Raw genomic sequence first — 26,331 nt, 5'->3', positions numbered from 1 at the left:
TTTGTAATTTAAGAGTTTTATACCAATTAGCTTAATTAAGTGATCTATTTTTCGCTAAGAAAATTGTGTCGATAACAAGGCAAAAATTTCGTTGTTTAGTTGTTACCACTAATTGCTCTTGCATTGCTCTACCTCCAGCATCCATGCAGTCGTATATCAGAAATTCTTAACGCAGTTAGCATCAGGTTTAATCCTTCAAATCGATTAAGTATAACTGCGTGTTGATATTATATATTCTAAAAATAAAAAACCGCATTAATAAAATGCGGTTTATAAATATATAAACTAAAAGTACTTTTAATTATTAAAAATAGCCACGAACACCAAAGCGGAAGTTTCTGCCAGGTAGTGGGGCTTTATCTTTAATAAATGAGCTATGTACAAAACCTAACTCATCAGTAATGTTATCAACGTTTATATACAGCTGTGCATCGACACTGCCTAAACCTAATTGGTAATTAGCTTGTGCATCAAATAACGTATAGCCATCAGTTTGAGTTTCAAAGGCAGTTACATCGTTTTGATCAAAGTAATGAGTACCCGTTAATGTTAGTTGTAAGTCACCTAAATCGTACTGTAACTCAGAGCCTAATTTATTGGCAGGGATACGTGGTAAATTACCATCGTCGTCTTTTAGTTTTGCACGAGTTGAGTCACCAAATACTTTAACCATAGCGCTTGGTGTTACTTGGTAATGCGCGTCAAACTCAATTCCATAAAGCTCTGCGTCTTTACTTGTAAACTGATAAACCGCAACAGCATCGTCATGTGCACCAATAGCTGATTCTAAACCATCTTCTTCATCGTAAACTAAACCCGTATTTTCTTGAAAATAAAAGTTTTTGATATCGTTATAGAAAAAGTTAACGGTGTAACCAAAATCACCGCTAAAGCGTCTAAAGCTTAAATCTAAGTTTGTTGAAGTTTCCTGCTTGATATTTTCTGGCTCAAAATGCGCTTCATTATCTTCAATATTGTAACCAAGGCCTAGCTCGTAAGTGCCAGTTGCAATGTGTAAGCCGTTAGATAAAAGTTCTGCCGAAAGCGGTGCTCGTTCTGAATGAGAAATACTTGTAGCGATACTATGACCCGGCTTGTATTGCCAAATGGCACCAGCAGAGGCACTTAAATTGGTAAAACTTTCATTATACCCAATGGTTTCTTCGTCGCTGTGATCTATTTCTACTTCATCGTGGCTATGCTCGTGTGCCGTGATTTGGCTTTCAATTTTGTAATCTTCAACACGTGCGCCAAGTTCAATTGTAACGTCGCCAAATTCACGCTCTTCTAGTAAATATAATGCGTTAGTTGTAGTTACACTTGCGGGTGTAAAGGCTTCTTCACCAATTGCATCGTAGTCAGAATCGCTGTAGTGATAGCCCATCATTCCGTGCCAATCAGCAAACTTATGCTCTACATTTAAACGTGCTTCAGTCGTTTTATTTTTAAAAGTAGTACCAATTTCGCCATCTTCAATTTCGCTGTGCGAGTAATCTGTATAGCCAACACGTAGGTTGATGGTTTCAATCCAGTTATTATGAAGGGCGTAACTTACAAGCCCTTGCCAGCGATTTTGCTCTAAATGTGCGTAAACTGGCTCCTCAGCAGCTTCATCTTCATGTTCTGCATGCTCTTCTTCAGTTTCACCTTCGTGATCGTGATGATGCTCATGCCCAGGAATACCGTAATCAGTATCAATACTACCGTAAGAAAAACCAATCGTTAAATGATCGCCCACATAGCTGGTACCAAAGTTGAGTGTTTCGCTATCAATAAAAGTATTTTCTACAGAATTCTCTGTTTCTACATCGCCATCATCGTCGGCAATAGTAAAGGTAGGTGTTTGGTAATCATCGCCACTGCGCTTAGTGCCATCAAAATGAAAGTTAAAGCCTTCATTACCTGTTTCAAGTTTTGCAGCTACTGTGTTTGAGTTTGACACTGTATCGTGGCTGTATTCAGCAGCACCCGTAAGCTCGTCGATATTGTCTGTAGGAATGCGGTTATCAACCACGTTTACAACACCGCCAATTGCGCCAGAGCCATAAAGTAGGGTACTTGGGCCACGTAATACTTCAATTTGTTCTGCTGCTAGGCTATCGCTTGATGTCGCATGGTCTGGGCCAATGCGTGATGCATCACTGGCATCTAATCCGTTTTGTGTGATTTTAACGCGAGGGCCATCTAAACCACGAATAATTGGGCTTGATGATACAGGGCCAAAGTAACTTGCATTTACGCCTGGTAAACCTTTTAGAGTTTCACCAAGAGTTGGTTTAGATTTATTTCTTAATTCATCACCTGAGAGCACGCTTACTGGCGATATCATCTCGAGGCTATTTTTATGAAGTGCAGAGGCATAAACAACCACTGTCTCAACCGATGTTGGTTTAAGTGACACAGACAGATTATTTGAAGATTCGCTAACAGCAATACGAGAGTCTACGTAGTTGTCTTTACTAATATGTAATTGGCTGTCTGCATCTATATCGATAGCAAACTCGCCTAAATCATTACTTTTAACGCTTTGGTTTTTGCCATGGACATGGATAGAGGCATTTTTAATAGGTTGATTTTTATCATCCACTACTTTACCAGTAACGGTTGCAGCCAAAGCTGATTGAGAACATAAAACAGAAAAAATAGCAGAGGAGATTAATGTTAACTTTGTCATGGATATATTGGTTCGTGGTTATTATGTTGTGATATAATATAACACCGCAAAATTAACGAATCAACAATGTTATAGTATAACTTTGAATTTTGCGATGAATAATCTAAAAATGACGATTAAGCCAATATTATAAAAATTCAAATAATAGGTTTGTGAATAGAAAACTTATCTATTTGACCGAAGAACTCATAGCGCTAACCGGTAAACCTATTTATTTAATAGCGGCTATCTATCATTATCGCATCTAGTTTATGCTGCGCTCTTGTCTGATTTGTTATATCTACAGATTCAATCATTTCGCATTCGTCGCGGATCATCTCTGAAATAAGACTAGGGTAGTGGCGGCAGTCTTCTGGGCGGTCGAGGTAAATACTGCAGGTATACATATTTTTAGCGAGAGGATCTTTTTTAGGCGCAATTTCTAAAAATGGGCATACTTGAAGTCTTAAGCCTGTTTTTGGGTCAAACCAAATTTCGTTGTTTTTAACGTATTCATAAATTTCGGGGTTAAAGAGCTCCCATAAATCTATTTCCTCTTTCGTTGCGCTTAAATCGCCGCCGCCATATTTAATACAGCATTTACCACACTGGTTGCATTCTTTCATAATTGGCTAATTTAGTTGGCTGTTAACGAATTTAAGTTAGTTATTAGTGTAGCACCAAATTTATTATTAACGCTCTACTGAATTTACCCATCCTTTAATTTTTGGGTGTGTAAACAATAGTTAGATACAATAACTTAAGTTAAAACCCCTTGTTACATTTTATATAGTACAGGCTTTATTTAATGGTTTACTCTAAAGGTAGCGAAAAATGTTACAAACCCCGCTTGAGAAACTGTGTGATTGTTAAATGTTGCTGAGCGCGGATACCTAAGCAGGGCGTTATTATGAAAGAGGCTGTCACTAAGTTAAAAACAGAATTTAATGCAAAGTTATTGTATTGGAACAATCTTAAAAGTAGCAAAGCTAAAGCGGCAATCATCCTATTATTTTTAGTTGTCATTGCACTTAAAGTGTTTACGACCATTTTTACGTTGGATTGGGTTGCAAGTTTATTCAGCGTGTAAGTTTACCAAGAGCAATTGCGATAAAGTTTAATCACAGAGTGTTTAACGCCTACGCGATGTTCATTATTAATGTATTATTACGCTATACACCAAATTAAATAAATCAGTTGTTTAAATACGTTTTATAATGACTGTAATGATACATTTTAGCTAAATTGAGTGAGTAAATGAGTTTAGCTGCATTAAAGGATAACCAGTGATGATGAATACAAAAGTATATAAAGCGGTACATGATCTAGCAGAAGATTTAATGGCGGCGGCTAACAAAAATAACCGTGAAAAGTTTGAGTCGTTATTTGCTCAATTAAAAGCTATTTGTATTGAAAACGAAAACACCTCAAAAGATCACCCTGTACAATGGGAAACTTTAGCTGATTTTACCGAAGATCTAGAAGAGGCAATCACGACTTATGAAAAAGCATTAGAAAAGTCGATTGCGATTAATAACAAAGATCACATGTCGTCGGTTTCTTTTTCAATGGCTACATTACAGCTTGAGCTTGGCCAAAAAGATGAAGCTATTAAAAACCTTCAAAATGCTAAAGTCAGCGCCAATAAAATTGAAGACAAAGAGCTTAAAGCTGAAATACACGACCTACTAGAGTCGCTTATTGAAGAAGAAGGTTAAATACATAAAAGCATAACTTATCCATATTAAATGTGATTTTTGTGGATTTAGCTTGAGCTTAATAAAGCGCTGATGGTTTCTAGCCTCAGGGCTTTTTTATGTTCGCTATAAATACTAAACCAAAAGGAAAGGCTTATTATTGAGCTAGCTTATTCATAAAATCGACAATGTACTTTGCAATTTCTACTGGTTTTTCTTCAACGCTAAAGTGCCCTGAATCGAGTAAATGCAGTTCAGCGTTCGGTACATCTTTTAAGTATGCTTTAGCGCCTTCGGCTATAAACGCAGGGTCGTTTTTACCCCATATAATTAACGTTGGTGGTTGGTACTTGCGTAAATAAGCTTGCCACTTTGGATAGTCGAGAAGGTTGTTGTAGTAATCTTGTAGCAATTGCACTTGAATTACTCTATCGGCTTTGGTTTGTAAAAAGTGAAGATCATGCGTCCAGCTATCTGGGCTCATCACTTCTGGGTTACTTTGTACGTCTCGTAAATACTGCTTATTAATAATGGCTTGTTCAGACGTGAACGAATAAATTTTATCTTGCTGAGCTTTCGAACTATCTTCATTCGCGGCTTTAAAAAATGCTTGCCTCGGTAGGGGTAGCCCCTCTAAATACGCATTACCATTTTGTACAATAAGTGCATCAAGTTTATTAGGATTATTTAATAACATTCTAAAGCCTACGGGCGCTCCAAAGTCTTGTATATATAGGCTGTAGCGCTTTACTTTAAGCGTTGTTAGTAACCCTTCAACGTATTGAGCTAGTAATTCAAAAGTATATTTTTGAGTTTCTGGGTTTGGGCGTTCGCTGTAACCAGAACCTAAATAATCAGGTGCTATAACATGATAACGCCCTGATAAAAGCGGAATTAGCTCACGATAAGTATGTGAAGACGACGGATAGCCATGTAAAAGCACAATGGTTTGCTTATTCTGGATGCCAGCCTCTCGGTAAAATATCTTTTTACCGTTTACATTTGCATATTTGTAAGCGGTTTTTGAAGGCCATACAGCATCAGCGGCATATACCTGAGCGGTAAGCGTAGACATTGAAACTAATAAAAACACAATAAATGAGACGATGTGAGCAGGTTTTACTTTAAGATTTTTTTGTATATCTGGGTGCATAAGTAAACTCGTTATTTTTGGTAATGACGCTTTATTAATTTACCAGACCCGTTATTTACACAATTGCATTCAGTTAATAATTACAAGTTACTACTAATAAGGACACAGTAACAATACCTGTGTTTTTAAAGCACATTACCAAATATATAGTTGATTAGAGGGTAAGTGGTTTTTTAGCAGCTTTTTGTACTTTAAAAAGAGATTCGTTAATTTACTTTTGTTACAATTGAGTTGTTGGCTTACAACATTTATACAATGTTAAGTGAGTATTTTGGAGGAAGGACGTGCTCGAACAAATAGAACAATGGATTGATGCAACAAATATTAAATATAAAACCCAAAGAATTAGCTGTGAGAAATTTGCCAGTGAGTTTGCAGGGTTTTATCCTGTCGAATTTTTAAAAAATGCCTTTTCCGTTATTGTCGATGAAATACCCAAACCTAACTTTCCTTTTTTGCGTGAAATGGGATTAGACGATTTTATTGACATGGATGCTGCAGGTACTACATACAAAAACACTTATTACATGCTTCCTTACGTAGCTGATAATTTAGCTGTGCATTTTCATGAACTTGTTCACGTAGCCCAATGGAGTGAACTTGGCGCCGAGGCTTTTATGTTGCGTTACATAACCGAAATTCAGCAGGTTGGTTATAATGCTGCGCCACTTGAAGTCATGGCGTATGGTCTTGATAAGCACTTTACAAATAATGGCAAGAAAATAAACGTGCCTGAACTCGTGGTTCAAGCGTTGTAGTTAATTAACATTTTCAAAGGATTGCATATGACACGCTTTACTGTTTTTTTACTGAGCTTACTTAGTGTAAATGCCTATGCGGCATCGTTTGATGACGATATTGTGGCTGCGTTACTTGAAAGAACAACACATAACGTTACCTATGACGGGTCTTATCGCTCTATTACTTATCCGGGTGGCGATGTGCCCGCTAATGTAGGGGTGTGTACCGATGTAGTTATTCGATCATATCGACTTTTAGGTATTGATTTGCAAAAGCTTGTGCATGAGGACATGTTAAAAAGTTTTGAGCTATATCCCTCTAAGCGTATTTGGGGTTTAACCAAACCGGATAAAAATATAGACCACCGCCGTGTGCCAAACTTACAGGCTTACTTTAAAAATCATGGCCAAGTGCTCGCTAAATCAAGTAACGTGAACGACTATAAAACGGGTGACATTGTAACGTGGATGCTGCCAGGTAATTTGCCGCACATTGGTATGGTTGTGAATGAGTTAGCAAAAGACACAGGGAATCCATTAATTGTTCATAATATTGGTCGAGGACCTGAAAAAAGCGACATGCTTTTCGATTTTAAAATTACGGGGCATTACCGTTTCGTCCCACAAGAATATAAATAACCAGATTATAAGTATGAGTTCTCTCATTTATTGATATTGCAGTATAAAGAAAAAGGATTTTGAACGTGAATACAAAAACCGATTCAAAAGAGGCTAGCCCAAAAGAGGTTAATCTTAAACAAAGTAAACTCGCTCCCAAAATAGCTAGCTTATTTATGAGTATTGCTTTTTCAGCGATAGGTACGGGTTTGTTTAGTTTGGTTGCAAGCTTACTTGGCAACGTAAATGTAACCGAAAAAACAGTTGGCAGTGTGTGGGTTTTACTGACCACATTTTTTGTTATTTTAAATGCATTTGGTGTCATTATTTGGCATAAACCGAAATGGTTAATTACTGCTATAAATAATGTGCTTAGGTTTGCTAAAGAGCGCAAAACAGCATTTTTTAGCGCCGTGCTAATGTTGATATTAATTATAGCAGGCTATTGTTTTTTTCTTTCCTTACCACAGCCAATTAGTTACAAAGCAACTCACTCTACACCTGCTGTTACCACTTTATCTGATGTTTTAAACCCTGAACCGCTTTATATTGATTTTACTCCCGTTTTAGATGATGTAGAAAACACGGATGCAGTGTCTTACTCTGTCGCAAAGCTTGCGCTTGTTGGCAAAGTGATTCCCACAGGTATAAAAGTCACGCCTGAGCTAATTGGACAGTGGTCTTGGAATAGTGAAAGCCAGCTTAAATTTATCCCAAAACAAGATTGGTCAGCAGGGCAAGAATATAAGGTACGTTTTGATTCATCTATTTTTAAAAGTGATATACATCTAAGCGATAATGAGCATGTATTTAAAACTCCCGATTTTGAACTAACGCTTAGCTCACTCGCTTTTTATCAAGATCCTAACGTTAAAAAAAGTCACAAGGTGATTGCAACATTAAAAGCGACTCACCCAACAGATTTAAGCACCATAAAAAATAATTTAAAGCTGACTCAATCACTTGAGCAAGATGGCAAAAACGAACTAGCACAATACAAATTTGATGTTACTTACGACAAGCATCAACGAGAGATTTACATTACTTCAGAGCAAATACGTATTCAAGATACCGAAAGCTATCTGTATTTTGTTCTTAATAGCGGTGTAAAGCCGGTTATGGGTCCTTCTCAAACAACAGTAGAGATTAAAGACGCCGTGTTGATCCCAAGTGTAAATAGCTTTTTTAGAGTAAATACTGCCAATGTGTTGATGGTAAAAAATACGCAAGGGGAGCCCGAACAAACACTTGTTTTAGACTTCACAGATGATATTTCATCGCAAGATGTGGTTAGTAAAACAGTTGCTTACGTATTACCGGCTAAAGATTCAAAAGGTAATTATAAGTACTTCAGTAGCCCACGAGAAGTTACTGATGCAGTGCTTAAGCAATCTCAAAAAGTTAAGTTAAATGCGATTCCTACCGCGCAAGATACAACTAAGTTACACAGTTTTACGTTTGACGCCCCTCAAAACCAGCAAGTTTATATCGCGATTGATAAGGGATTAAAGTCGACGGGTGAGTTTACGATGGTGAATAAATACGACACTATTTTAGATACGCCGGCTTATCCGACACAAGTAAATATTATGTCTAAGGGCTCTATATTATCAAAAAATGGCGATCATAAATTGTCATTTTTGACCCGCGGTGTAAACGCACTTCAAGTTAAAGTAGGTAGGGTAGAAGCCAATCAAATTAACCACCTTATAAGTCAAACCAGTGGTGATATTTCTAATCCAGAATTTAATAATTATTACTTTACAGAACAAAACATAAGTTCAATTTTTACCAGACAAGTTAATTTAAAATCGGAGCACCCTAAAAAAGCGGTCTATTCATCTATTGATTTGAGTAGTAAGTATAATGAGTCAGTTGGTTTAGGCTTATTTTTTATAAATGCTCAAGCGTTAAATACAGAAGATAATTACGTATATGGCCCCCAAGAAAAACGACTTATCCTTATTACTGATTTAGGTATTTTGGTAAAAAATAATGCAGATGGATCTCGCGATATATTTGTCCAATCTATTGAAACAGGAAAACCGGTAGCAAAAGCGAAGGTGTCGTTATTGGGGAAAAACGGATTAGTTATTTTAAATGCTAAAACAGATTCTGAGGGGCACGCATTTTTCGACAACACAACGTGGTTTACTGATGATCAAACTCCCGTTGCTTTTGTAGTCGAAACTAAAAGTGACATGTCTTTTATTCCTTATAATCGCTATGCTCGAATGGTTAACTACTCTCGGTTTGATACCGGCGGTGTAAGTTCTGGGCTCAGTGGTAGTAATAAAATAGATGCGTTTGTTTTTTCTGATCGTGGAATTTATCGACCAGGCGATAGTGTTAAACTTGCCACGATTGTGAAGCAACAAAACTTTGCAAAACTGGGCGATATACCGCTTGAACTTATAATTACCGATCCTAAAGGGACAACTGTTTATAATAAACGAGTGAGCTTAGATAAGTATGGATTGCTTGATTTTGACTTTAAAACACAAAATAGCGCCAATACCGGAACGTATTATGTATCGGTCCAACTTATTAAAAATAATAATAGCCGCGACCAATTAGGCAGTACTCAGTTTAAAGTTGAAGAGTTTGTACCCGATAGATTGAAAATTAGTAGTCAATTTTCTCAATCATCTGCAAAGGGGTGGGTAAACAGCTCAAAATTTAAAGCATTGGTGAGCCTTCAAAATTTATTTGGTACACCCGCTCAAAATAGACGTGTTACTGCTGATTTACGTTTATCTCCAGCTGGTTTTTACTTTAATGAATACAAAGGTTATGTGTTTTCTGATCCCCACAGTGAAGGAAAAAATATTAGACACAGTTATGAATCATTAACCGAAACCAAAACTGATGAACAAGGCAAGGCAGAATTTGATATTGACTTAACTCGCTATGAGGCAGGTACTTATCAGTTAAATTTTGCAGTACAAGGGTATGAAGAAGGCGGTGGTAAAAGTGTTCGTGCAAGCAGCTCGGTGCTTGTTTCACCCGTTGAGCAGTTAGTTGGTTATAAAGCCGATGGCGATTTAAGCTACATATCAAAAGAGTCAAAACGTGTTGTAAAATTTATTAATATTAATTCAGAAACTGAGCAAGTTGCTCGTGATGATTTATCGCTAAATTTAATAGAACAACAATATGTATCTACGTTGGTGCAACAAAATAACGGCACTTATAAGTACCAATCGGTTAGAAAAAACAAACAGGTATCAAGCAATCCGTTTTACATTAAACAAGATGGCGCAAACTACGAATTACCCACTGCTGAACCAGGTGATTACTTAATAGAACTCGTTGATGGCAAAGGGAATACCGTTAGTAGGGTATCATTTACGATAACCGGCACGGGTAACTTAGCGGGTAAGCTTGAAAAGAATGCTGAACTGCAAGTTCAATTAAATAAACCGGATTACAAACCGGGCGAAACAATTGAAATAAGTATTGTAGCGCCTTATGTTGGCTCGGGTTTAATTACAATTGAAACTAATAAAGTACACGCTTTTAAATGGTTTGAGAGTAAAACAACAAGTAGCATACAAACCATAACGTTACCTCAAGGGATAGAAGGCAATGCGTATGTTAATGTTTCATTTGTTCGAAGCCTTGAATCGAAAGAAATATTTACAAGCCCATTAAGCTACGCAGTTAAACCATTTGCGATTGAACGAAGTAAACGCGCAATAGATTTTGACGTAAACATACCTGATAAAGTAAAACCAGGTGACGATTTAGTCATTTCATATAGTGCCAAATCACCTTCACGTGTTCTGTTATTTGCTGTAGATGAAGGTATTTTACAAGTGGCAAATTATCGGACGCCAAAGCCGTTAAATCACTTCTTACAAAAACGTGCTTTAGAAGTTAGTACTATGCAAATTGTTGATCTTATTTTACCTGAATTTAAACTAGTGCAAGAGCTTGCAGCTGCGGGTGGTGGTTATGATGACTCAATGGCAATGAACCGCAAGAGCAAGCAACTTAACCCGTTTTCTCGTAAGGTACAAAAACCAGTCGCATTTTGGTCTGGTATTTTATCGGCTGATGCTAAAACGAAAAAACATACGTTTACTATCCCAGATACTTTTGCAGGTCAGGTACGTGTAATTGCTATTGCCGTAAATGACGAGGGTGTTGGTGTTAAAGAAAGTACAACACTTGTGAAAGGGCCCTTTGTATTAACTCCTAATGTATTAACGACAGCAGCACCAGGCGATGAGTTTGATATTGTACTTGGTATTGCTAATGGCGTTGAGGATTCAGGTAAACAACTGCCAATTACGGTAGAAGCGCTTACTTCAAGCAAAATTGAAATAATAAGCGATAAAAAATTAACGCTAAATATTGATGAAAAATCAGAAGACACATTAACGTTTAGAGTGAAAGTGCTTGATAAGCTTGGCGCTGCATCAATTACATTTACTGCGTTATCGGGTGACAATGTTAGCCAACGCACGGCAACGTTAAGTGTGCGCCCTGCGGTTGCATTTGTTAGTAGCTTTGAAAGTGGCTTTAGTGAATCAGGTAAAAAAGAAATAGCGGTTTCGAGACAGCTATATCCTAACTTATCACAAAATAATATTACCGCTTCACAAAGCCCGTTAGCGCTTGTTGATGGTCTTATTAGTTATTTAGATAACTTTCCTCATATGTGTACCGAGCAGGTAGTGAGTAGTGTGTTTCCGGTGCTGAGTTATTTAGAACACCCGAGTTATATGGGCGATGTATCTTATAAACGTGAGCGTATAAACAACTTAATAGATACCCTTCGTCAACGTCAGTTACCTGATGGCAGGTTTATGTTATGGCCGGGTAATTCTAGTGCATCTATTTATTCTTCTCTTTATGTTATGCATTTTTTATTAGATGCAAAAGAAGCGGGCGTAGCAATACCTTATGATATGTGGAGCAGTGGTTTTGAAGGTGTGCGCAGTATAGCGAGCGGATCTTTAGAGACGAATGACAGAAACCGCGCTTATGCCATTTATTTGTTAACACGACAAGGTGAGGTAACAACTAATTACTTATCTGATTTAGAAAAAAGTGTAAATGCGAGTAATAGCAAAGTATGGCAACAAGATATAACGTCCGCGTTTATGGGCGCAACTTATCAGCTATTACGTGCAAGCGACAAAGCGCAAGCACTGATCCATAGCTATAAAATTGGGCAAGATACCCAGCACGATAATTGGGGCGCTTACGACTCACGTTTAGCTCACGACGGACAGTATATTTATTTGTTATCAAAACATTTTCCTGCTCGCTTAAAGCAGTTAACTAAAGATGATTTGTTTAATGTCGTTGACCCTATTTTTAAAGGAGACTTCAACACGTTGTCGTCTGCTTGGTCTGTACTTGCTATGACGGCATACTCAAAAGTTGCGTTATCACAAGCCCAGCCTGAAGATGTAAAAATAATGGCAACAACGACAATGGCAGAAAAAAAGGCATTAGACGTAACCTATACACCTTATCCTAAAGCCTCGTTTTTAAATGACGTTAAAACGCTTGATGTATTAGCGCCACCTCGCTCATTTTACATGATGAGCCAAGCTGGTTTTGATACAAACGTGCCACAAAAGTCATTAAGTAATGGTTTAGAAGTTGTCAGAGAATACCAAGACGATAAAGGTAATGTGATAACCACCGCTGTTCAAGGTCAAGAACTAAACGTTGTATTACGAGTGCGTAGTACAACGGGTAAAAATATTTCGGATGTTGCTGTTATTGATTTACTACCTGGTGGGTTTGAAGTACTCAGAGACAGCGTTCGCAATAGTTATAATCGCTGGACCTCTGATTATAAAGATATACGAGAGGATCGCGTTATATTGTATGACAGCTTTGGCGATAGCATGACTGAGCTTACTTACAAAGTTAAGGCTACAGCATCTGGCAGCTTTGTAGTGCCATCGGCTTATGCTGAATCTATGTATGATTTAAGTATCAAAGCGCACTCAAAATCGGGTCGTTTTGATGTTACCGCCGCTAAATAAAAAGCTTAGTTTTATAATAAAAACGGCTTTTTTTACAACAGCACTGCTTGCAGTGCTGTTGTATTTATTTACTCCAAAGCCTGATATTACCCAGCCCAATGCTTACTCAACGGCTTTTTACGATAGCAGTGATAAATTACTTCGTTTAAATTTAGCCGCAGACGATAGATATAGATTATGGACGCCAATAGATAAAATCCCTTTGAGCATTCAACAAGCTACTTTACTGTATGAAGACCAAGACTTTTATGAGCATATTGGTGTCGATTTTATTGCTTTAATAAATGCGTTTTATACTAGCTATATTAAAAGAAGTCACCGAGTCGGTGCGTCAACAATAACAATGCAAGTAGCCCGGTTACACTTTGGGATGAACACGCATGTTATTTTTGGAAAAGTAGAACAAATACTTCGAGCGTTACAAATTGAGCGACACTACAGTAAAAACCAAATACTCGAGGCGTATTTTAACTTAGCGCCTTATGGATCAAATATTGAAGGTGTTGGTGCAGCCAGTTTAATTTATTTTAAGAAACCAGCTATTGATCTTAATTTACCTGAGTCATTATTACTTAGCTTAATCTCGCAAAACCCAACCAAACGAAATCCCATTAAAAAATCGGCTAAACTGGTATTGCTAGAAACAAGAAAAAAACTGTTTACTCGTTGGCTTGAAAAGTACCCAGACGATAAACACTGGCTAGCAGCTATGCAATTACCGATAAAGGTATATGCCTCTTCAGACTTGCCTTTTGAAGCCCCACATTTTATTAATAATTTACAAAGCGAGTACCCGCACCTAAAGCCTGGAGAATATAAAACGTCGATAGACCTTAATTTACAAAACTTACTTCAGCGCCATGCAAGAAATTACATTAATCGCAGGCATAGAGACGGGCTTAGTAATACGTCTGCTATTTTACTAAATTATAAAACTATGGAAGTAGTTGCTGAATTAGGCTCTGTGGATTTTTTTAATAATGACATTAGCGGTCAAGTAAATGGTGTAAGAGCTAAGCGTTCACCAGGTTCAACCCTTAAACCATTTATTTATGCGCTTGCTATAGAGGAAGGGTTAATTCATCCATTAACGCTTGTAAAAGATGCCCCCAAACGCTTTGGAGGATATACACCAGAGAATTACGATCAGCAGTTTTTAGGGCCTATATCGGCTACTGAATCGCTAGTGCTGAGCCGTAATGTGCCTGCTGTTAATTTGATGTATCGCTTACAAAATGTTGGGCTATACGATTTACTCGTTGCAGCCGATGTTAAAAAGCTTCAGCCCAAAGAGTTTTATGGTTTAGCGCTTGCGCTGGGCGGCAGTGAAGTAACGATGCTAGAGCTCGTTAAGTTATACGCTATGTTAGCTAATTTAGGGGTGTATAAGGATGAAGTTATATTAAAAAAAGACGCCACTGTTATTAACCAAAACAACCCAAATAATCAAAACAATCATATTAAGCAGCTCATCAGCCCAGAGGCAGCCTACCTGACTTTACAAATGCTAAGTAAAAATAGTGCAGTTGATGAAATTTCATTTCAAAAAGAAAGAAGGCAATCATACCCTGTATATTGGAAAACAGGTACTTCATTTGCTTTTCGCGATGCATGGTCAGTAGGTATTGTTGGTCCGTATGTTTTAGCTACATGGGTGGGTAATTTCTCAGGAGAAGGGCACCCATCTTTTATTGGGCGACAAGCAGCCGCGCCTTTATTTTTTGAAATAATACGTTCATTAGATAGTTACGGCTTAATCAAAGGCAATATAAAACCAGGTAGTTTAAATATTACAGAAGTAGATATTTGTTCAACAACAGGTGATTTACCTAATGTGCATTGCCCTAAAACAGAAAAAGGGCTTTTTATTCCAGGTAAGTCGCCAATTAAAGTGTCCGATGTACATCGTGAAATTTATATTGATAAAGTATCGGGATTACGTGCTTGTCAGTATGTTGAATCTACAACTACAAAGGCAGTTTATGAATTTTGGCCATCTGACTTAGTCAGATTATTTAAACAAGCAGGTATTGTTAAACGCCAGCCTCCACCTTATTTAGATTCATGCTTAATTAATGACACGAGTACACGTGGCTCAGCACCGAGTATTACATCCCCGAGTAATTTAATTAGCTACACGATAAGAGCCAGTAAATTGAAAAAAGAAGGCCTGCCTTTTAGTGCAATCACAGATACAGATTCACGTATTTTATATTGGTTTGTAGATAACAGCTTTGTTGGTAAAGTAGAGCGAGATACGCCTTTTTTCTGGCACCCGCAAGTAGGCGAATTTGACGTAAGAGTGGTTGATAATTTAGGGCGTAGCGCATCAGTTTCAATGCGTGTAAAGCTCGTTCAGTGATACGTAAATAAGCTAAAGAGCTAGTTATCGGGTATTAAACAATTAGATTGGCGTTTATAAACTGTATTTAGCGTTTAGACTACTTTAAATTAATACTTACATTGCCATTGGGTTTACAGCAGCACAGGAGTATTTCGCCTTCGCGCACAAACGCAAGTGGCTCTTCGTTATATTCAACACTACCTGACACTAACGTTGCTCTACAAGCGCCGCAGTAACCTTCACGGCATTGGAATGCGACGTCTATTTTCATGGACTCTAAGCACTGTAAAAGAGAAGGGCAGCCTGCGGTAAATTCTATACACTGGCTGTTTTCTGCAAGCGTTATGCTTGCAGTAGACTTGTCACTCATTATAAATCAAAATCACCAAATTCTGATGCATCAACTTGAGAGTCTATTTGACCAACAAGGTATGAGCTTATTTCTGCTTCTTGTGGTGCTACTTGCACGTTATCAGACACTAACCACGAGTTTATCCACGGGATAGGGTTACTGTTATTTTCAAACTGTGCTGGCAAACCAATTGCAGTCATACGTGCATTGGTAATGTATTCAACGTACTGACATAAAATATGTTTATTCAAGCCAATCATCGAACCATCTTTAAATAAGTATTCGGCCCACTCTTTTTCTTGCTCTGCAGCATCAACAAACATTTTAATTGCTTCGTCGCGGCACTGGGCAGCAACAATCGCCATTTCTGGATCGTCCTTACCGTCTTGCATAATGTTTAAAATATGCTGAGTACCAGAAAGGTGAAGTGCTTCATCGCGTGCAATTAGCTTGATGATTTTAGCGTTACCTTCCATTAGCTCGCGCTCAGCAAATGCAAACGAACATGCAAAGCTTACGTAAAAGCGAATCGCTTCAAGAATATTTACCGACATCATAGCCAGGTAAAGTTTCTTTTTAAGCTCAAATAAATTAATGATAACTGTTTTACCGTTAATCTCGTGTTTGCCTTCACCGTATAAGTTGTAAAGCGATACAGAGTTAATTAAGTCATCGTAGTATTTAGTTACGGCATCAGCACGTTCGCTAATTTTATCGTTGCTAACAATGTCATCAAAAATAAGCTCAGGTGCTTGTGTTACGTTACGGATAATATGCGTGTATGAACGGCTGTGAATTGTTTCACTGAACGCCCACGTTTCTATCCATGTTTCAAGCTCTGGTAGCGATACAATTGGAAGTAGAGCCACGTTTGGCGAACGACCTTGTACACTATCAAGCAGTGTTTGGTATTTTAAGTTGCTTAAAAATATATGCTTTTCGTGATCTGGTAATGCTTGAAAGTCTAAACGGTCTTTACTTACATCTACTTCCTCAGGACGCCAAAAGAAAGACAGTTGCTTTTCAATTAACTTTTCAAAAATTGGGTATTTTTGTTGGTCGTAACGAGATACGTTTACAGTTTGGCCAAAAAACATTGGCTCTTGCATTTGGTTATTATGGTTTCGGCTAAAAGTAGTATAAGACATGTTTATCACTCAAAAAACTATCAGAAAAAGCGGGCTAAATGCCCGCTTAAAATAAAAATCAGCAGTTATATTTTACACGCGCCGCCTTCACAATCGTCATCTTCCACTTCTGGAGCATCTTCTTGTGAATCTGAGGCGCCATCGCGAGTATTGTGGTAATACAAGGTTTTAACACCTAGTTTGTACGCGCTTAGTAAGTCTTTTAATAAGACTTGCATAGGTACTTTACCGCCTTCGAACTTGTTTGGATCATAATTTGTATTTGCAGAAATTGTTTGGTCAACAAATTTTTGCATTATGCCAACAAGCTGTAAATAACCATCGTTTGATGGAATGTCCCATAGTAGCTCGTACTGATCTTTTAAACGCTCATACTCAGGAACAACTTGTTTTAAAATACCGTCTTTACTTGCTTTAACGCTAATATGTCCACGTGGTGGCTCAATACCGTTAGTTGCGTTAGAGATTTGCGACGATGTTTCTGATGGCATTAATGCACTTAGTGTTGAGTTACGCATACCGTGCTCTTTAATACTTGCACGTAGTGTATCCCAATCAAGATGAAGTGGCTCATCACAAATTTTATCTAAATCACGTTTGTACGTATCTGTTGGCATAATACCTTGTGAATACGTTGTTTCGTTAAACTTAGGACACGCGCCACGCTCTTTAGCAAGCTCGTTTGATGCTTTCATTAAGTAATATTGAATAGCTTCAAAGGTTTTATGTGTTAATGCATTAGCGCTGCCATCAGAATAACGCTTACCGTTTTTAGCTAGGTAGTATGCGTAGTTAATTACGCCTATTCCTAGTGTACGACGACCCATAGTTGCATTTTTAGCAGCCGGTACAGGGTAGTCTTGGAAATCAAGTAAGTTATCAAGTGCGCGTACTGCAAGTTCAGCTAGCTCTTCAAGCTCATCAAGTGACTCTATTGCACCTAGGTTAAACGCAGAAAGTGTACAAAGGGCAATTTCGCCTTCTTCGTCATTCACGTTATTAAGTGGCTTAGTTGGCAATGCAATTTCTAAACATAAGTTAGATTGGCGAATTGGCGCAACTTTAGAAATAAATGGGCTGTGTGTATTACAGTGATCCACATTTTGTAAATAAATACGACCAGTACTTGCACGCTCTTGCGCAAACATAGAGAAAAGCTCAATGGCTTTAATGCGTTTTTTACGAATAGACTCGTCTTGTTCGTATTTAACGTAAAGTGCGTCAAACTCAGCTTGGTCTTCAAAAAATGCATCATAAAGGCCAGGCACATCTGATGGGCTAAATAATGTAATGTAATCATCTTTAATTAAACGAGAGTACATTAATTTATTAAACTGTACGCCGTAATCTAGGTGGCGAACGCGGTTGTCATCTACACCACGGTTATTTTTAAGTACAAGTAGGTTCTCTACTTCTAAATGCCAAAGCGGGTAGAATAATGTTGCTGCGCCGCCACGTACACCACCTTGTGAACAACTTTTAACCGCTGTTTGAAAGTGCTTATAAAAAGGGATACAACCTGTGTGATACGCTTCGCCGTTACGAATATGGCTACCTAGCGCACGTATTCTACCTGCATTAATACCAATTCCCGCACGTTGTGAAACGTATTTAACAATAGCTGACGACGTTGCATTGATTGAATCAAGGCTGTCGCCACATTCAATTAATACACACGAGCTAAATTGGCGAGTAGGCGTACGTACACCCGACATAATTGGCGTTGGTAGAGATATTTTAAATAAAGATACTGCATCGTAAAAACGTTTAATGTAATCAGTACGTGTTTCACGTGGGTAATCTGAAAATAAGCTTGCCGCAACTAAAATATATAAAAACTGTGCACTTTCGTATATTTCACCCGATACACGGTTTTGAACGAGATACTTACCTTCAAGTTGCTTTACAGCAGCGTAGCTAAAGTTAAGATCGCGAGAATGATCAAGGTATGCATCAAGCTCATCTAACTCTTGCTCTGTGTAATCTACTAGTAAATGAGCATCATAGCGTTTATCGCCAACCATTTTTGTTACGTGGTCAAATAAACGTGGTGGCTCAAATTGACCGTACGCTTTTTTACGTAAATGGAATACAGCTAAACGTGCAGCTAAGTATTGGTAATCAGGCGATTCTTTTGAAATCTGATCCGCTGCTGCTTTGATGATGGTTTCGTGAATGTCTTTAGTACGAATACCGTCGTAAAACTGAATGTGCGACTTTAATTCAACTTGCGAAACCGAAACGTTGTTTAAACCTTCGGCGGCCCACTCAATAACGCGATGGATCTTATCCAGATCAAGAGGCTCTTTACGCCCGTCACGTTTGCTTACAGATAACTGTTGGTTCATTTGCCTGTATTCCTTGGGAATTATGTATTTTGACCAATGCTTTATACCTCGCCGAGGCAAGGTATATACTCATTTATTATAAGTTTCGCCATATTTGCGAATTTAATTGAATAACATTTGGCCACAATATCTGGTGTTGTTCAATTTAGAGATCACAAGATAGTGTGGTCTGAGTTGTTTTGCAAGGGACATAATTGCCCCTATTTGTGGATAACTTCGGGATAACGTATTTGTGTTAGTAGACACTCACCTTCGAACAATCATTTAAGTTGAAATATGCAAAAATCAACTAATGATCTGCTAAATTTACGCATTTTAAAAATAAATTTTGACTGCTTTTTTTATCAGCAAGCTTTGTGTAAAAACTAACACAATCACAATATATAGTGTTTATTAATTAACATGGCACTATATATGGTTAAAACCATCAATTGGGCTTTGCCAGTTAAAATCAGCATTCCAGCTGTTGGCTTCATCAATATTTGGTATGTAGCCCCAAAGTGCCGTTGCTGTGCGCATACCTGCGGCTTTGCCTGCTTGTATGTCTCGCTGTGCATCACCAATGTACAAACAGCGGTTAGGCTTAACTCCCATTAATTTTGCACAATGTAGTAATGGGAGAGGTGACGGTTTGGCCTCTGCTAAGGTGTCGCCACTTATTACTACACTGGCATTTTTTAATGCGGGCATAGTTGCCACTAAAGGATCGGTTAAAAACCCCGGTTTGTTAGTCATGATCCCCCATTTGATCTTTTTCTGATCAAGGGCAATAAGTAACGATTCAACTCCGCTGAAGCAACGTGTGTGATTTGCTATGTTTGCAGCGTATTCGTCGACTAATTGCTTGATAAGTTCGCTTTGAGGTTGTGTGTCCCATAACTCTTTAAAACCAGCCTCTAATAATGCGCCTGCGCCGTTAGATGCCGCAGGGCGGTATACATCACTACTAACTGGCTCTATTTTATTGCTAATAAGCACTGCGTTTAAAGCGACACCTAAATCATCAGCGGTGTCGAGTAGAGTGCCGTCTAAATCAAATAAAAATGCATCGTACTCAATAAGGGGGAGGGGGGCTTGAGAGTTAGCCATTAAGCTAACTTCTCAAAGTACAGTATGTAATTTACGCTAACGTCACTATTGAGCGTATATTGCTTTGATAGTGGATTATAAGAAAGGCCTGTACTTGCACGAACTTTTAAACCCGCTTGCTCTGCCCATGCAATGAGCTGCGCAGGTTTTATAAACTTTTTATGGTCGTGTGTACCTTCAGGCACCATTTTTAAAAGTTTTTCAGCGCCAACAATGGCGTATAAATATGCCTTAGGTGTTTTGTTCAGGGTTGAAAAAAACACATGCGCGCCTGGTTTGGCTAGTGCAGCTACAGCATGAATGATAGATGCTGGGTCGGGAACGTGTTCAAGCATTTCCATACAGGTTATTACATCAAAGCGCTCTGGGTGTTGCGATGCAAACTCTTCTGCAGGCACTTTTATATAATCTACATTTACGCCAGTTTCTAAACTGTGCAACTTAGCAACAGTTAAAGGCTCTTGCCCCATGTCGATGCCAGTTACTTTTGCACCCATACGCGCCATGCTTTGGCTTAAAATACCGCCACCACAGCCAACATCGAGTGTTTCTTTATCGAATAAGCCTTGCGTTTTGTTTGCTATAAAGTCTAAACGTAACGGGTTAATTTCGTGAAGAGGTTTGAATTCTCCGTCTAGGTCCCACCAACGCTCGGCGATGGCTTCAAATTTTGCTATTTCTGCGTGATCTACATTTTGATGTTCGGTCATAAAATACTTCCTCGTCAATCTGAGGCCATTATATAGGGCTAAATTGATAAATCGCAAAGTTTTGCGCCTGTAAATTAAAATTAATTGTGATAGCATGTCTGTTAGAAATAATAACAATACTCTTAATACCCAATACCGGGTTGTTGAGAGCTGATACTGAAGGAATGTGATATCAAATGACTGATCTCGCCAATGAAATTCTGCCAGTCAATATTGAAGACGAGTTAAAAAACTCTTACTTAGATTACGCAATGAGCGTAATAGTAGGACGTGCATTACCAGACGTACGTGACGGCTTAAAACCTGTTCATCGCCGCGTTTTGTTTGCAATGAACGAGCTTAGTAATGACTGGAACAAGCCTTACAAAAAATCGGCCCGTGTGGTCGGTGACGTAATCGGTAAATACCACCCACACGGCGACAGTGCAGTTTATGACACGATAGTTCGTATGGCTCAGCCATTCTCACTGCGTTATATGCTAGTAGATGGCCAAGGTAACTTCGGTTCGGTTGATGGTGATTCAGCAGCGGCAATGCGTTATACAGAAGTACGTATGGCAAAAATGTCGCATGAGTTATTAGCCGATCTTGAAAAAGAAACGGTTGATTTCGTTCCTAACTACGATGGCACTGAGTTCATCCCTGATGTTTTACCAACGAAAATTCCTAATTTATTAGTGAATGGTTCGTCAGGTATTGCAGTAGGTATGGCTACAAATATACCACCACATAACTTAACTGAAGTTGTAAATGGTTGTTTGGCACTTATTCAAAATCCTGATTTAACTATTTTAGAGTTAATGGATTATATCCCTGGTCCTGATTTCCCAACGGCTGCAATTATCAACGGTAAGAAAGGTATTGAACAAGCCTACTTAACTGGCCGTGGTAAAGTGTACATGCGTGCACGCGCCGACATCGAAACCGATGAAAAAACAGGTCGCGAAACAATCATCGTTCACGAAATTCCTTATCAGGTGAATAAAGCACGCTTAATTGAAAAAATAGCTGAGCTTGTCAAAGATAAGAAAATTGAAGGCATTAGCGCATTACGTGATGAATCTGATAAAGACGGTATGCGTATCGTTATCGAGATCAAACGTGGTGACGTAGGCGAAGTTATTTTAAACAACTTGTATTCACAAACTCAGTTACAAACTGTGTTTGGTATGAATATGGTTGCGCTAATTAATAACCAACCTAAATGTTTCAATTTAAAAGAAATGTTAGAAGAGTTTATTATTCACCGTCGTGAAGTAGTAACTCGTCGTACAGTATTTGATTTACGTAAAGCCCGTGACCGTGCACACACGCTTGAAGGCTTAGCGATTGCGCTTGCAAACATTGACCCAATTATCGAACTTATTCGTAAATCCCCTACACCTGCTGAAGCTAAAATTGCTTTAACAGCGCGTCCGTGGGAATTAGGTAATGTACAAGGTATGCTTGAAAAAGCAGGAGAAGACAATGTTGCTCGTCCAGATTGGTTAGCGAGCGAACTTGGTATTCGCGATGGTCAATATTATATCTCTGAGCAACAAGCTCAAGCAATTCTTGATTTGCGTTTACATAAGCTAACAGGTCTTGAACACGAAAAAATCTTGACCGAATACCAAGCGTTATTAGAACTAATTGCTGAACTACTTTATATTTTGGCAACTCCTGAGCGTTTAATGGAAGTTATTCGTGACGAGCTAGTTGAAATTAAAGAGCAATATGGTGATGAGCGTCGCACTGAAATTAATGCAGCTGCTCACGATATCAGCCTTGAAGACTTAATTACTGAAGAAAACGTAGTAGTAACGCTTTCTCACGAAGGTTATGTGAAGTATCAGGCATTGTCTGATTACGAAGCACAGCGTCGTGGTGGTAAAGGTAAGTCAGCAACGAAGATGAAAGATGAAGATTTCATCGAGCGTCTATTAGTTGCAAATACACACGATACTATATTGTGTTTCTCTACGGCCGGTCGTTTATATTGGCTTAAAGTGTATCAGTTACCACTAGCGAGTCGTGCAGCGCGCGGTAAGCCAATTGTTAACTTGTTACCACTTGAAGCTGATGAACGTATTACTGCTATATTGCCAGTACGCGAGTACGCAGAAGATAAATACATCTTTATGGCAACAGCATTTGGTACAGTTAAGAAAACACCATTAACGGCTTACAGTCGTCAACGTGCAAGCGGTATTATTGCTGTTAACTTAAATGATGGCGATAGCCTGATTGGGGTTGATATTACCGATGGTAGCAACGAAATTATGTTGTTCACTGATGCAGGTAAAGTTGTACGCTTTAAAGAAGCTGAAGAAACAACAGTTGTTGATGAAAACGGTAACCCAGTATTAGACGAAGAAGGTAACCCTGAGATTCGTTTCAAAGGTGTTCGCCCAATGGGTCGTACTGCTACAGGTGTTCGTGGTATTAAAATGGCCGATGATCAACGCGTAGTATCGTTAATTGTACCAAAAACTGACGGTGCTATTTTAACGGTAACTGAAAATGGTTACGGTAAGCGTACACAACTTGAAGATTACCCATCTAAGAGCCGTGCAACACAGGGTGTTGTATCTATCAAGGTGAGTGAGCGTAACGGTGCTGTTGTTGGCGCTGTACAAGTTGATGATAACGACGAAATCATGATTATTTCAAATCGTGGTACCTTAGTACGTACTCGCGTTAATGAAGTTTCTACGGTTGGACGTAACACCCAAGGTGTTATTTTGATCAGAACTATTGACGAAGAGCAAGTAGTTGGTTTACAACGTATAGAAGAGATTGAAGTTACAGAAAGTGACTTGATTGATATTGAAGACGTTGAAACTGTAGATACGGTTATTGATGAAGTAGCGGATGATAATCCTCCTTCAGAATAATTGATATTGAAAAAGCGGCCTTGGCCGCTTTTTTTAATGTTGTTGAAAAAAATTAATAGGGTGTGAAGTTATATTCATTCATTAAAACTCAAAGGTTTAGTGGGTGGGTATTGAGCGTTCATGCTTAGTAGTTAAATTACTGGAATGAGGCAAAGGTAATGAGTAAATATAATTTTTGTGCGGGGCCAGCTATGCTTCCGCAAGCGGTTATGAAAAAAGCACAAAAAGAGTTTCTAGATTGGCAAGATTTAGGTGTGTCTGTGATGGAAATAAGCCATCGTAGCAAAGAGTTTTTAGCCCTTACAGCTAAATGTGAAGCCAGCCTTCGTCGCTTAATGAATATCAGTGATGAATTTGAAGTGCTGTTTATGCATGGTGGTGGCCGTGGTCAGTTTAGTGCTGTGCCATTAAATTTACACCAAGAAGGCAAAGTTGCGGTTTATTGCGAAAACGGCGTGTGGTCAAAAAGTGCAACAGACGAGGCCAACAAGTTTACTCAAGCAACCTCTATTGATGTGCGTAATGATGCCAATGGCGAGTTTTCTATTAAACAGGTTGCTGATTGGGTGTTACCAGAAGATGCATCTTACATTCACTATTGCCCTAACGAAACGGTTGACGGCTTAGAAATTTTTGATGTACCAAGCCACCCAACAGCACCGATCGTTGCTGATATGTCGTCAACTATTTTATCACGCGAAATAGACGTTAATAAATTTGATTTAATTTACGCTGGTGCGCAAAAAAATATCGGCCCGTCGGGCATATCAATCGTTATTGTTCGTAAAACATTACTTGAGCGTGAAGGCTTACCTAAGCCAGGCATTTTAGATTACGCATTAGAAGCAAAACAAGGCAGTATGTTTAACACGCCCCCTACATTTGCTTGGTATTTAGCTGCTGAAGTATTTCAATGGCTTGAAAGTAATGGTGGCGTAAAAGCGATGGAAGTTCAAAATATTGCTAAAGCGCAGCTACTTTATGACTTTATTGATGAATCGAGCTTTTATACCAATAAAGTAGCTAAACATTGCCGTTCACGTATGAATGTTCCGTTTTGGCTTAATGATGAAAGCTTAAATGATAAGTTTGTTGCTCAGTCTAAAAATGCAGGGTTACTAGCTCTTGAAGGCCACAGAATTGTGGGCGGTATGCGCGCAAGTATTTATAACGCAATGCCTATTGAAGGTGTTCAAGCACTTGTAGACTTTATGGCTGCTTTTGCAAAGGAGCACAGCTAATGGAGCAGCTTCGTTTAGAACCTATTTCTAGAGTAAATGGCACAGTAACCCTACCAGGTTCAAAAAGTCTATCGAACAGAATTTTATTATTAGCAGCACTTGCAAGCGGTACTACCGTTGTAGAAAACTTACTTGATAGTGACGATATACGCCATATGCTGGGCGCCTTAAAGTTATTAGGTGTAAATGTAACTTTAAATGATGAACGCACTGTAGCCACCGTAGAGGGTGTTAGTGGTGTGTTTAATACACCGACTGAGCCCTTGTTTTTAGGTAATGCGGGTACTGCTTATAGACCTTTAACAGCAGTACTTGCTGGCGTTGCTGGTGAGTACGAGCTAATAGGCGAGCCACGTATGGAAGAGCGCCCGATAGGGCACTTGGTTGACGCGCTGCAAGCATTGGGTGGTGATGTTACTTATACAAAGCACAAAGACTACCCACCACTTAAAATTGTGGGTGGCCAAATAAAAGGCGGTGAGGTTGAAATTGACGGCAGTATTTCAAGTCAATTTTTAACCGCTCTATTAATGGCAGCGCCATTATTTAACGGTGATACAACAATAACTATTAAAGGTACTTTAGTCTCTAAACCTTATATTGATATTACACTTGATGTAATGGCACGTTTTGGGGTTAATGTTGAGCACAGTGATTATGCAACCTTTAAAGTTAAAGGTGGTCAACAGTATCAATCATTAGATCGCATAATGGTTGAAGGCGATGCATCTTCTGCCTCTTACTTTGTTGCTGCGGCTGCAATTGCAGGCGGTGAGATTGAAATTAAGGGCGTGGGTGCCAAGTCGGTGCAAGGTGATATAGGCTTTGCCAAAGTAATGGAGCAAGTAGGCGCAAAAATTGATTGGTATGATGAGCGTTTAGTTGTTCGCAAAGGTGAACTAAAAGGTGTGGATATTGACGCCAATGCAATTCCTGATGCAGCTATGACTCTTGCAACTGTTGCTCTTTTTGCCAAAGGCCCAACAGCCATTCGTAACATTTATAACTGGCGAGTAAAAGAGACAGACCGTTTATATGCAATGGCAACTGAGCTTCGTAAAGTAGGCGCACAGGTTGTAGAAGGTGAAGATTTTATAGAGATCACCCCACCTGAAACATTTAATGATGTTGCTGTTGATACTTACGACGATCACCGTATAGCCATGTGTTTTGCAATGGTTGCCGTTGGTGGAAAGCCAATAACAATTAATGATCCAAAGTGTACCTATAAAACATTTCCTACATTTTTCAATGTTTTAGCGTCAGTCAGTGAATAAGCTAATTAGAAGTAATTACAAAAGTTACACACTAATAGCAGATATATTTTAATAACTGACGTATAATGTCGCGG

17 protein-coding genes are annotated in these 26,331 nt (G+C 38.6%); 9 read left to right on the top strand and 8 right to left on the bottom strand.

From position 1 onward, the window contains the following. Positions 1 to 304 precede the first annotated feature (304 nt). Entirely contained in the window at positions 305 to 2,674 is a 2,370-nt protein-coding gene (locus I6F10_RS07620) for a TonB-dependent receptor (protein ID WP_197098682.1), read from the bottom strand. Positions 2,675 to 2,889: 215 nt separating this feature from the next. After that, positions 2,890 to 3,279 carry a YkgJ family cysteine cluster protein gene (locus I6F10_RS07615; protein ID WP_024590141.1) on the bottom strand — a complete coding sequence of 130 codons (390 nt, stop codon included), beginning with the start codon at positions 3,277 to 3,279 and terminating at the stop codon, positions 2,890 to 2,892. Positions 3,280 to 3,563: 284 nt separating this feature from the next. On the opposite strand from I6F10_RS07615, the gene I6F10_RS07610 reads away from it, so the two are divergent. Both I6F10_RS07610 and I6F10_RS07605 read left to right on the top strand, forming a co-directional pair. Further along, on the top strand, positions 3,564 to 3,743 hold the full coding sequence (locus I6F10_RS07610; protein ID WP_024592379.1) for a hypothetical protein: 180 nt from the start codon (positions 3,564 to 3,566) through the stop codon (positions 3,741 to 3,743). Positions 3,744 to 3,942: 199 nt separating this feature from the next. Then, complete coding sequence (locus I6F10_RS07605; RefSeq protein ID WP_197098681.1) at positions 3,943 to 4,371, top strand: tetratricopeptide repeat protein; 429 nt, start codon at positions 3,943 to 3,945, stop codon at positions 4,369 to 4,371. Between the two features lie 136 nt (positions 4,372 to 4,507). Here I6F10_RS07605 and I6F10_RS07600 read toward each other — a convergent pair whose 3' ends face one another. Continuing rightward, positions 4,508 to 5,503: an alpha/beta fold hydrolase gene (locus I6F10_RS07600; protein ID WP_165743579.1), complete on the bottom strand. Its 996-nt coding sequence runs from the start codon at positions 5,501 to 5,503 to the stop codon at positions 4,508 to 4,510. 284 nt (positions 5,504 to 5,787) lie between these two features. Here I6F10_RS07600 and I6F10_RS07595 point away from each other — a divergent pair, with 284 nt between their 5' ends. The 4 genes from I6F10_RS07595 (at position 5,788) to pbpC (ending at position 15,234) form a co-directional block, all read left to right on the top strand. Further along, positions 5,788 to 6,261 (top strand): hypothetical protein, encoded by a 474-nt coding sequence (locus I6F10_RS07595; protein WP_165743581.1) that lies wholly within the window; start codon positions 5,788 to 5,790, stop codon positions 6,259 to 6,261. Positions 6,262 to 6,288: 27 nt separating this feature from the next. Next, on the top strand, positions 6,289 to 6,882 hold the full coding sequence (locus I6F10_RS07590) for a DUF1287 domain-containing protein (RefSeq protein WP_165743582.1): 594 nt from the start codon (positions 6,289 to 6,291) through the stop codon (positions 6,880 to 6,882). A 65-nt stretch (positions 6,883 to 6,947) separates the two neighbouring features. Then, positions 6,948 to 12,872 carry an alpha-2-macroglobulin family protein gene (locus tag I6F10_RS07585; protein WP_197098680.1) on the top strand — a complete coding sequence of 1,975 codons (5,925 nt, stop codon included), beginning with the start codon at positions 6,948 to 6,950 and terminating at the stop codon, positions 12,870 to 12,872. Beyond that, entirely contained in the window at positions 12,853 to 15,234 is a 2,382-nt protein-coding gene (gene pbpC, locus I6F10_RS07580) for a penicillin-binding protein 1C (protein ID WP_165743585.1), read from the top strand. Before I6F10_RS07585 ends, pbpC begins: the two co-directional genes overlap by 20 nt. A gap of 79 nt (positions 15,235 to 15,313) precedes the next feature. On the opposite strand, the gene yfaE is transcribed toward pbpC, so the two are convergent. The 5 genes from yfaE to ubiG form a co-directional block, all read right to left on the bottom strand. Further along, on the bottom strand, positions 15,314 to 15,586 hold the full coding sequence (gene yfaE, locus I6F10_RS07575) for a class I ribonucleotide reductase maintenance protein YfaE (protein WP_007583035.1): 273 nt from the start codon (positions 15,584 to 15,586) through the stop codon (positions 15,314 to 15,316). Then, on the bottom strand, positions 15,586 to 16,716 hold the full coding sequence (nrdB, locus tag I6F10_RS07570) for a class Ia ribonucleoside-diphosphate reductase subunit beta (RefSeq protein WP_002961159.1): 1,131 nt from the start codon (positions 16,714 to 16,716) through the stop codon (positions 15,586 to 15,588). Before nrdB ends, yfaE begins: the two co-directional genes overlap by 1 nt. 65 nt (positions 16,717 to 16,781) lie before the next feature. Next, positions 16,782 to 19,064, bottom strand: a complete 2,283-nt coding sequence (gene nrdA / locus I6F10_RS07565) for a class 1a ribonucleoside-diphosphate reductase subunit alpha (protein ID WP_002961160.1) — start codon at positions 19,062 to 19,064, stop codon at positions 16,782 to 16,784. A 408-nt stretch (positions 19,065 to 19,472) separates the two neighbouring features. Beyond that, a complete protein-coding gene (locus I6F10_RS07560) occupies positions 19,473 to 20,153 on the bottom strand; it encodes an HAD family hydrolase (RefSeq protein ID WP_165743587.1) in 681 nt (226 codons plus the stop codon). Continuing rightward, positions 20,153 to 20,863, bottom strand: coding sequence for a bifunctional 2-polyprenyl-6-hydroxyphenol methylase/3-demethylubiquinol 3-O-methyltransferase UbiG (gene ubiG, locus I6F10_RS07555; RefSeq protein WP_165743589.1), 711 nt, complete (start codon positions 20,861 to 20,863; stop codon positions 20,153 to 20,155). Before ubiG ends, I6F10_RS07560 begins: the two co-directional genes overlap by 1 nt. Positions 20,864 to 21,039: 176 nt before the next feature. Between ubiG and gyrA the strand changes: the two genes are divergently transcribed. From gyrA to aroA, 3 genes are all read left to right on the top strand, one after another. Further along, positions 21,040 to 23,739, top strand: coding sequence for a DNA topoisomerase (ATP-hydrolyzing) subunit A (gene gyrA, locus I6F10_RS07550; protein WP_165743591.1), 2,700 nt, complete (start codon positions 21,040 to 21,042; stop codon positions 23,737 to 23,739). A 158-nt stretch (positions 23,740 to 23,897) separates the two neighbouring features. Next, positions 23,898 to 24,980 carry a 3-phosphoserine/phosphohydroxythreonine transaminase gene (gene serC / locus I6F10_RS07545; RefSeq protein ID WP_165743593.1) on the top strand — a complete coding sequence of 361 codons (1,083 nt, stop codon included), beginning with the start codon at positions 23,898 to 23,900 and terminating at the stop codon, positions 24,978 to 24,980. After that, the gene (gene aroA / locus I6F10_RS07540; RefSeq protein ID WP_024606548.1) at positions 24,980 to 26,257 is read left to right on the top strand and encodes a 3-phosphoshikimate 1-carboxyvinyltransferase; all 1,278 of its coding nucleotides are present in this window, start codon (positions 24,980 to 24,982) and stop codon (positions 26,255 to 26,257) included. The genes serC and aroA overlap by 1 nt, the downstream gene beginning before the upstream one ends. The last annotated feature ends 74 nt before the right edge of the window (positions 26,258 to 26,331 follow it).

The organism is Pseudoalteromonas sp. SWYJZ98 (assembly GCF_015864495.1).
Lineage (GTDB): Bacteria > Pseudomonadota > Gammaproteobacteria > Enterobacterales > Alteromonadaceae > Pseudoalteromonas > Pseudoalteromonas distincta.
The sequence above is the reverse complement of the archived record's forward strand: the minus strand, read 5'-3'. Positions and strand labels throughout refer to the sequence as shown.

Coding starts and splice junctions, on each gene's coding strand:
- I6F10_RS07620 (WP_197098682.1), bottom strand. CDS start 2,674: ATGACAAAGTTAACATTAATCTCCTCTGCTATTTTTTCTGTTTTATGT.
- I6F10_RS07615 (WP_024590141.1), bottom strand. CDS start 3,279: ATGAAAGAATGCAACCAGTGTGGTAAATGCTGTATTAAATATGGCGGC.
- I6F10_RS07610 (WP_024592379.1), top strand. CDS start 3,564: ATGAAAGAGGCTGTCACTAAGTTAAAAACAGAATTTAATGCAAAGTTA.
- I6F10_RS07605 (WP_197098681.1), top strand. CDS start 3,943: ATGATGAATACAAAAGTATATAAAGCGGTACATGATCTAGCAGAAGAT.
- I6F10_RS07600 (WP_165743579.1), bottom strand. CDS start 5,503: ATGCACCCAGATATACAAAAAAATCTTAAAGTAAAACCTGCTCACATC.
- I6F10_RS07590 (WP_165743582.1), top strand. CDS start 6,289: ATGACACGCTTTACTGTTTTTTTACTGAGCTTACTTAGTGTAAATGCC.
- pbpC (WP_165743585.1), top strand. CDS start 12,853: ATGTTACCGCCGCTAAATAAAAAGCTTAGTTTTATAATAAAAACGGCT.
- yfaE (WP_007583035.1), bottom strand. CDS start 15,586: ATGAGTGACAAGTCTACTGCAAGCATAACGCTTGCAGAAAACAGCCAG.
- nrdB (WP_002961159.1), bottom strand. CDS start 16,716: ATGTCTTATACTACTTTTAGCCGAAACCATAATAACCAAATGCAAGAG.
- nrdA (WP_002961160.1), bottom strand. CDS start 19,064: ATGAACCAACAGTTATCTGTAAGCAAACGTGACGGGCGTAAAGAGCCT.
- I6F10_RS07560 (WP_165743587.1), bottom strand. CDS start 20,153: ATGGCTAACTCTCAAGCCCCCCTCCCCCTTATTGAGTACGATGCATTT.
- ubiG (WP_165743589.1), bottom strand. CDS start 20,863: ATGACCGAACATCAAAATGTAGATCACGCAGAAATAGCAAAATTTGAA.
- gyrA (WP_165743591.1), top strand. CDS start 21,040: ATGACTGATCTCGCCAATGAAATTCTGCCAGTCAATATTGAAGACGAG.
- serC (WP_165743593.1), top strand. CDS start 23,898: ATGAGTAAATATAATTTTTGTGCGGGGCCAGCTATGCTTCCGCAAGCG.
- aroA (WP_024606548.1), top strand. CDS start 24,980: ATGGAGCAGCTTCGTTTAGAACCTATTTCTAGAGTAAATGGCACAGTA.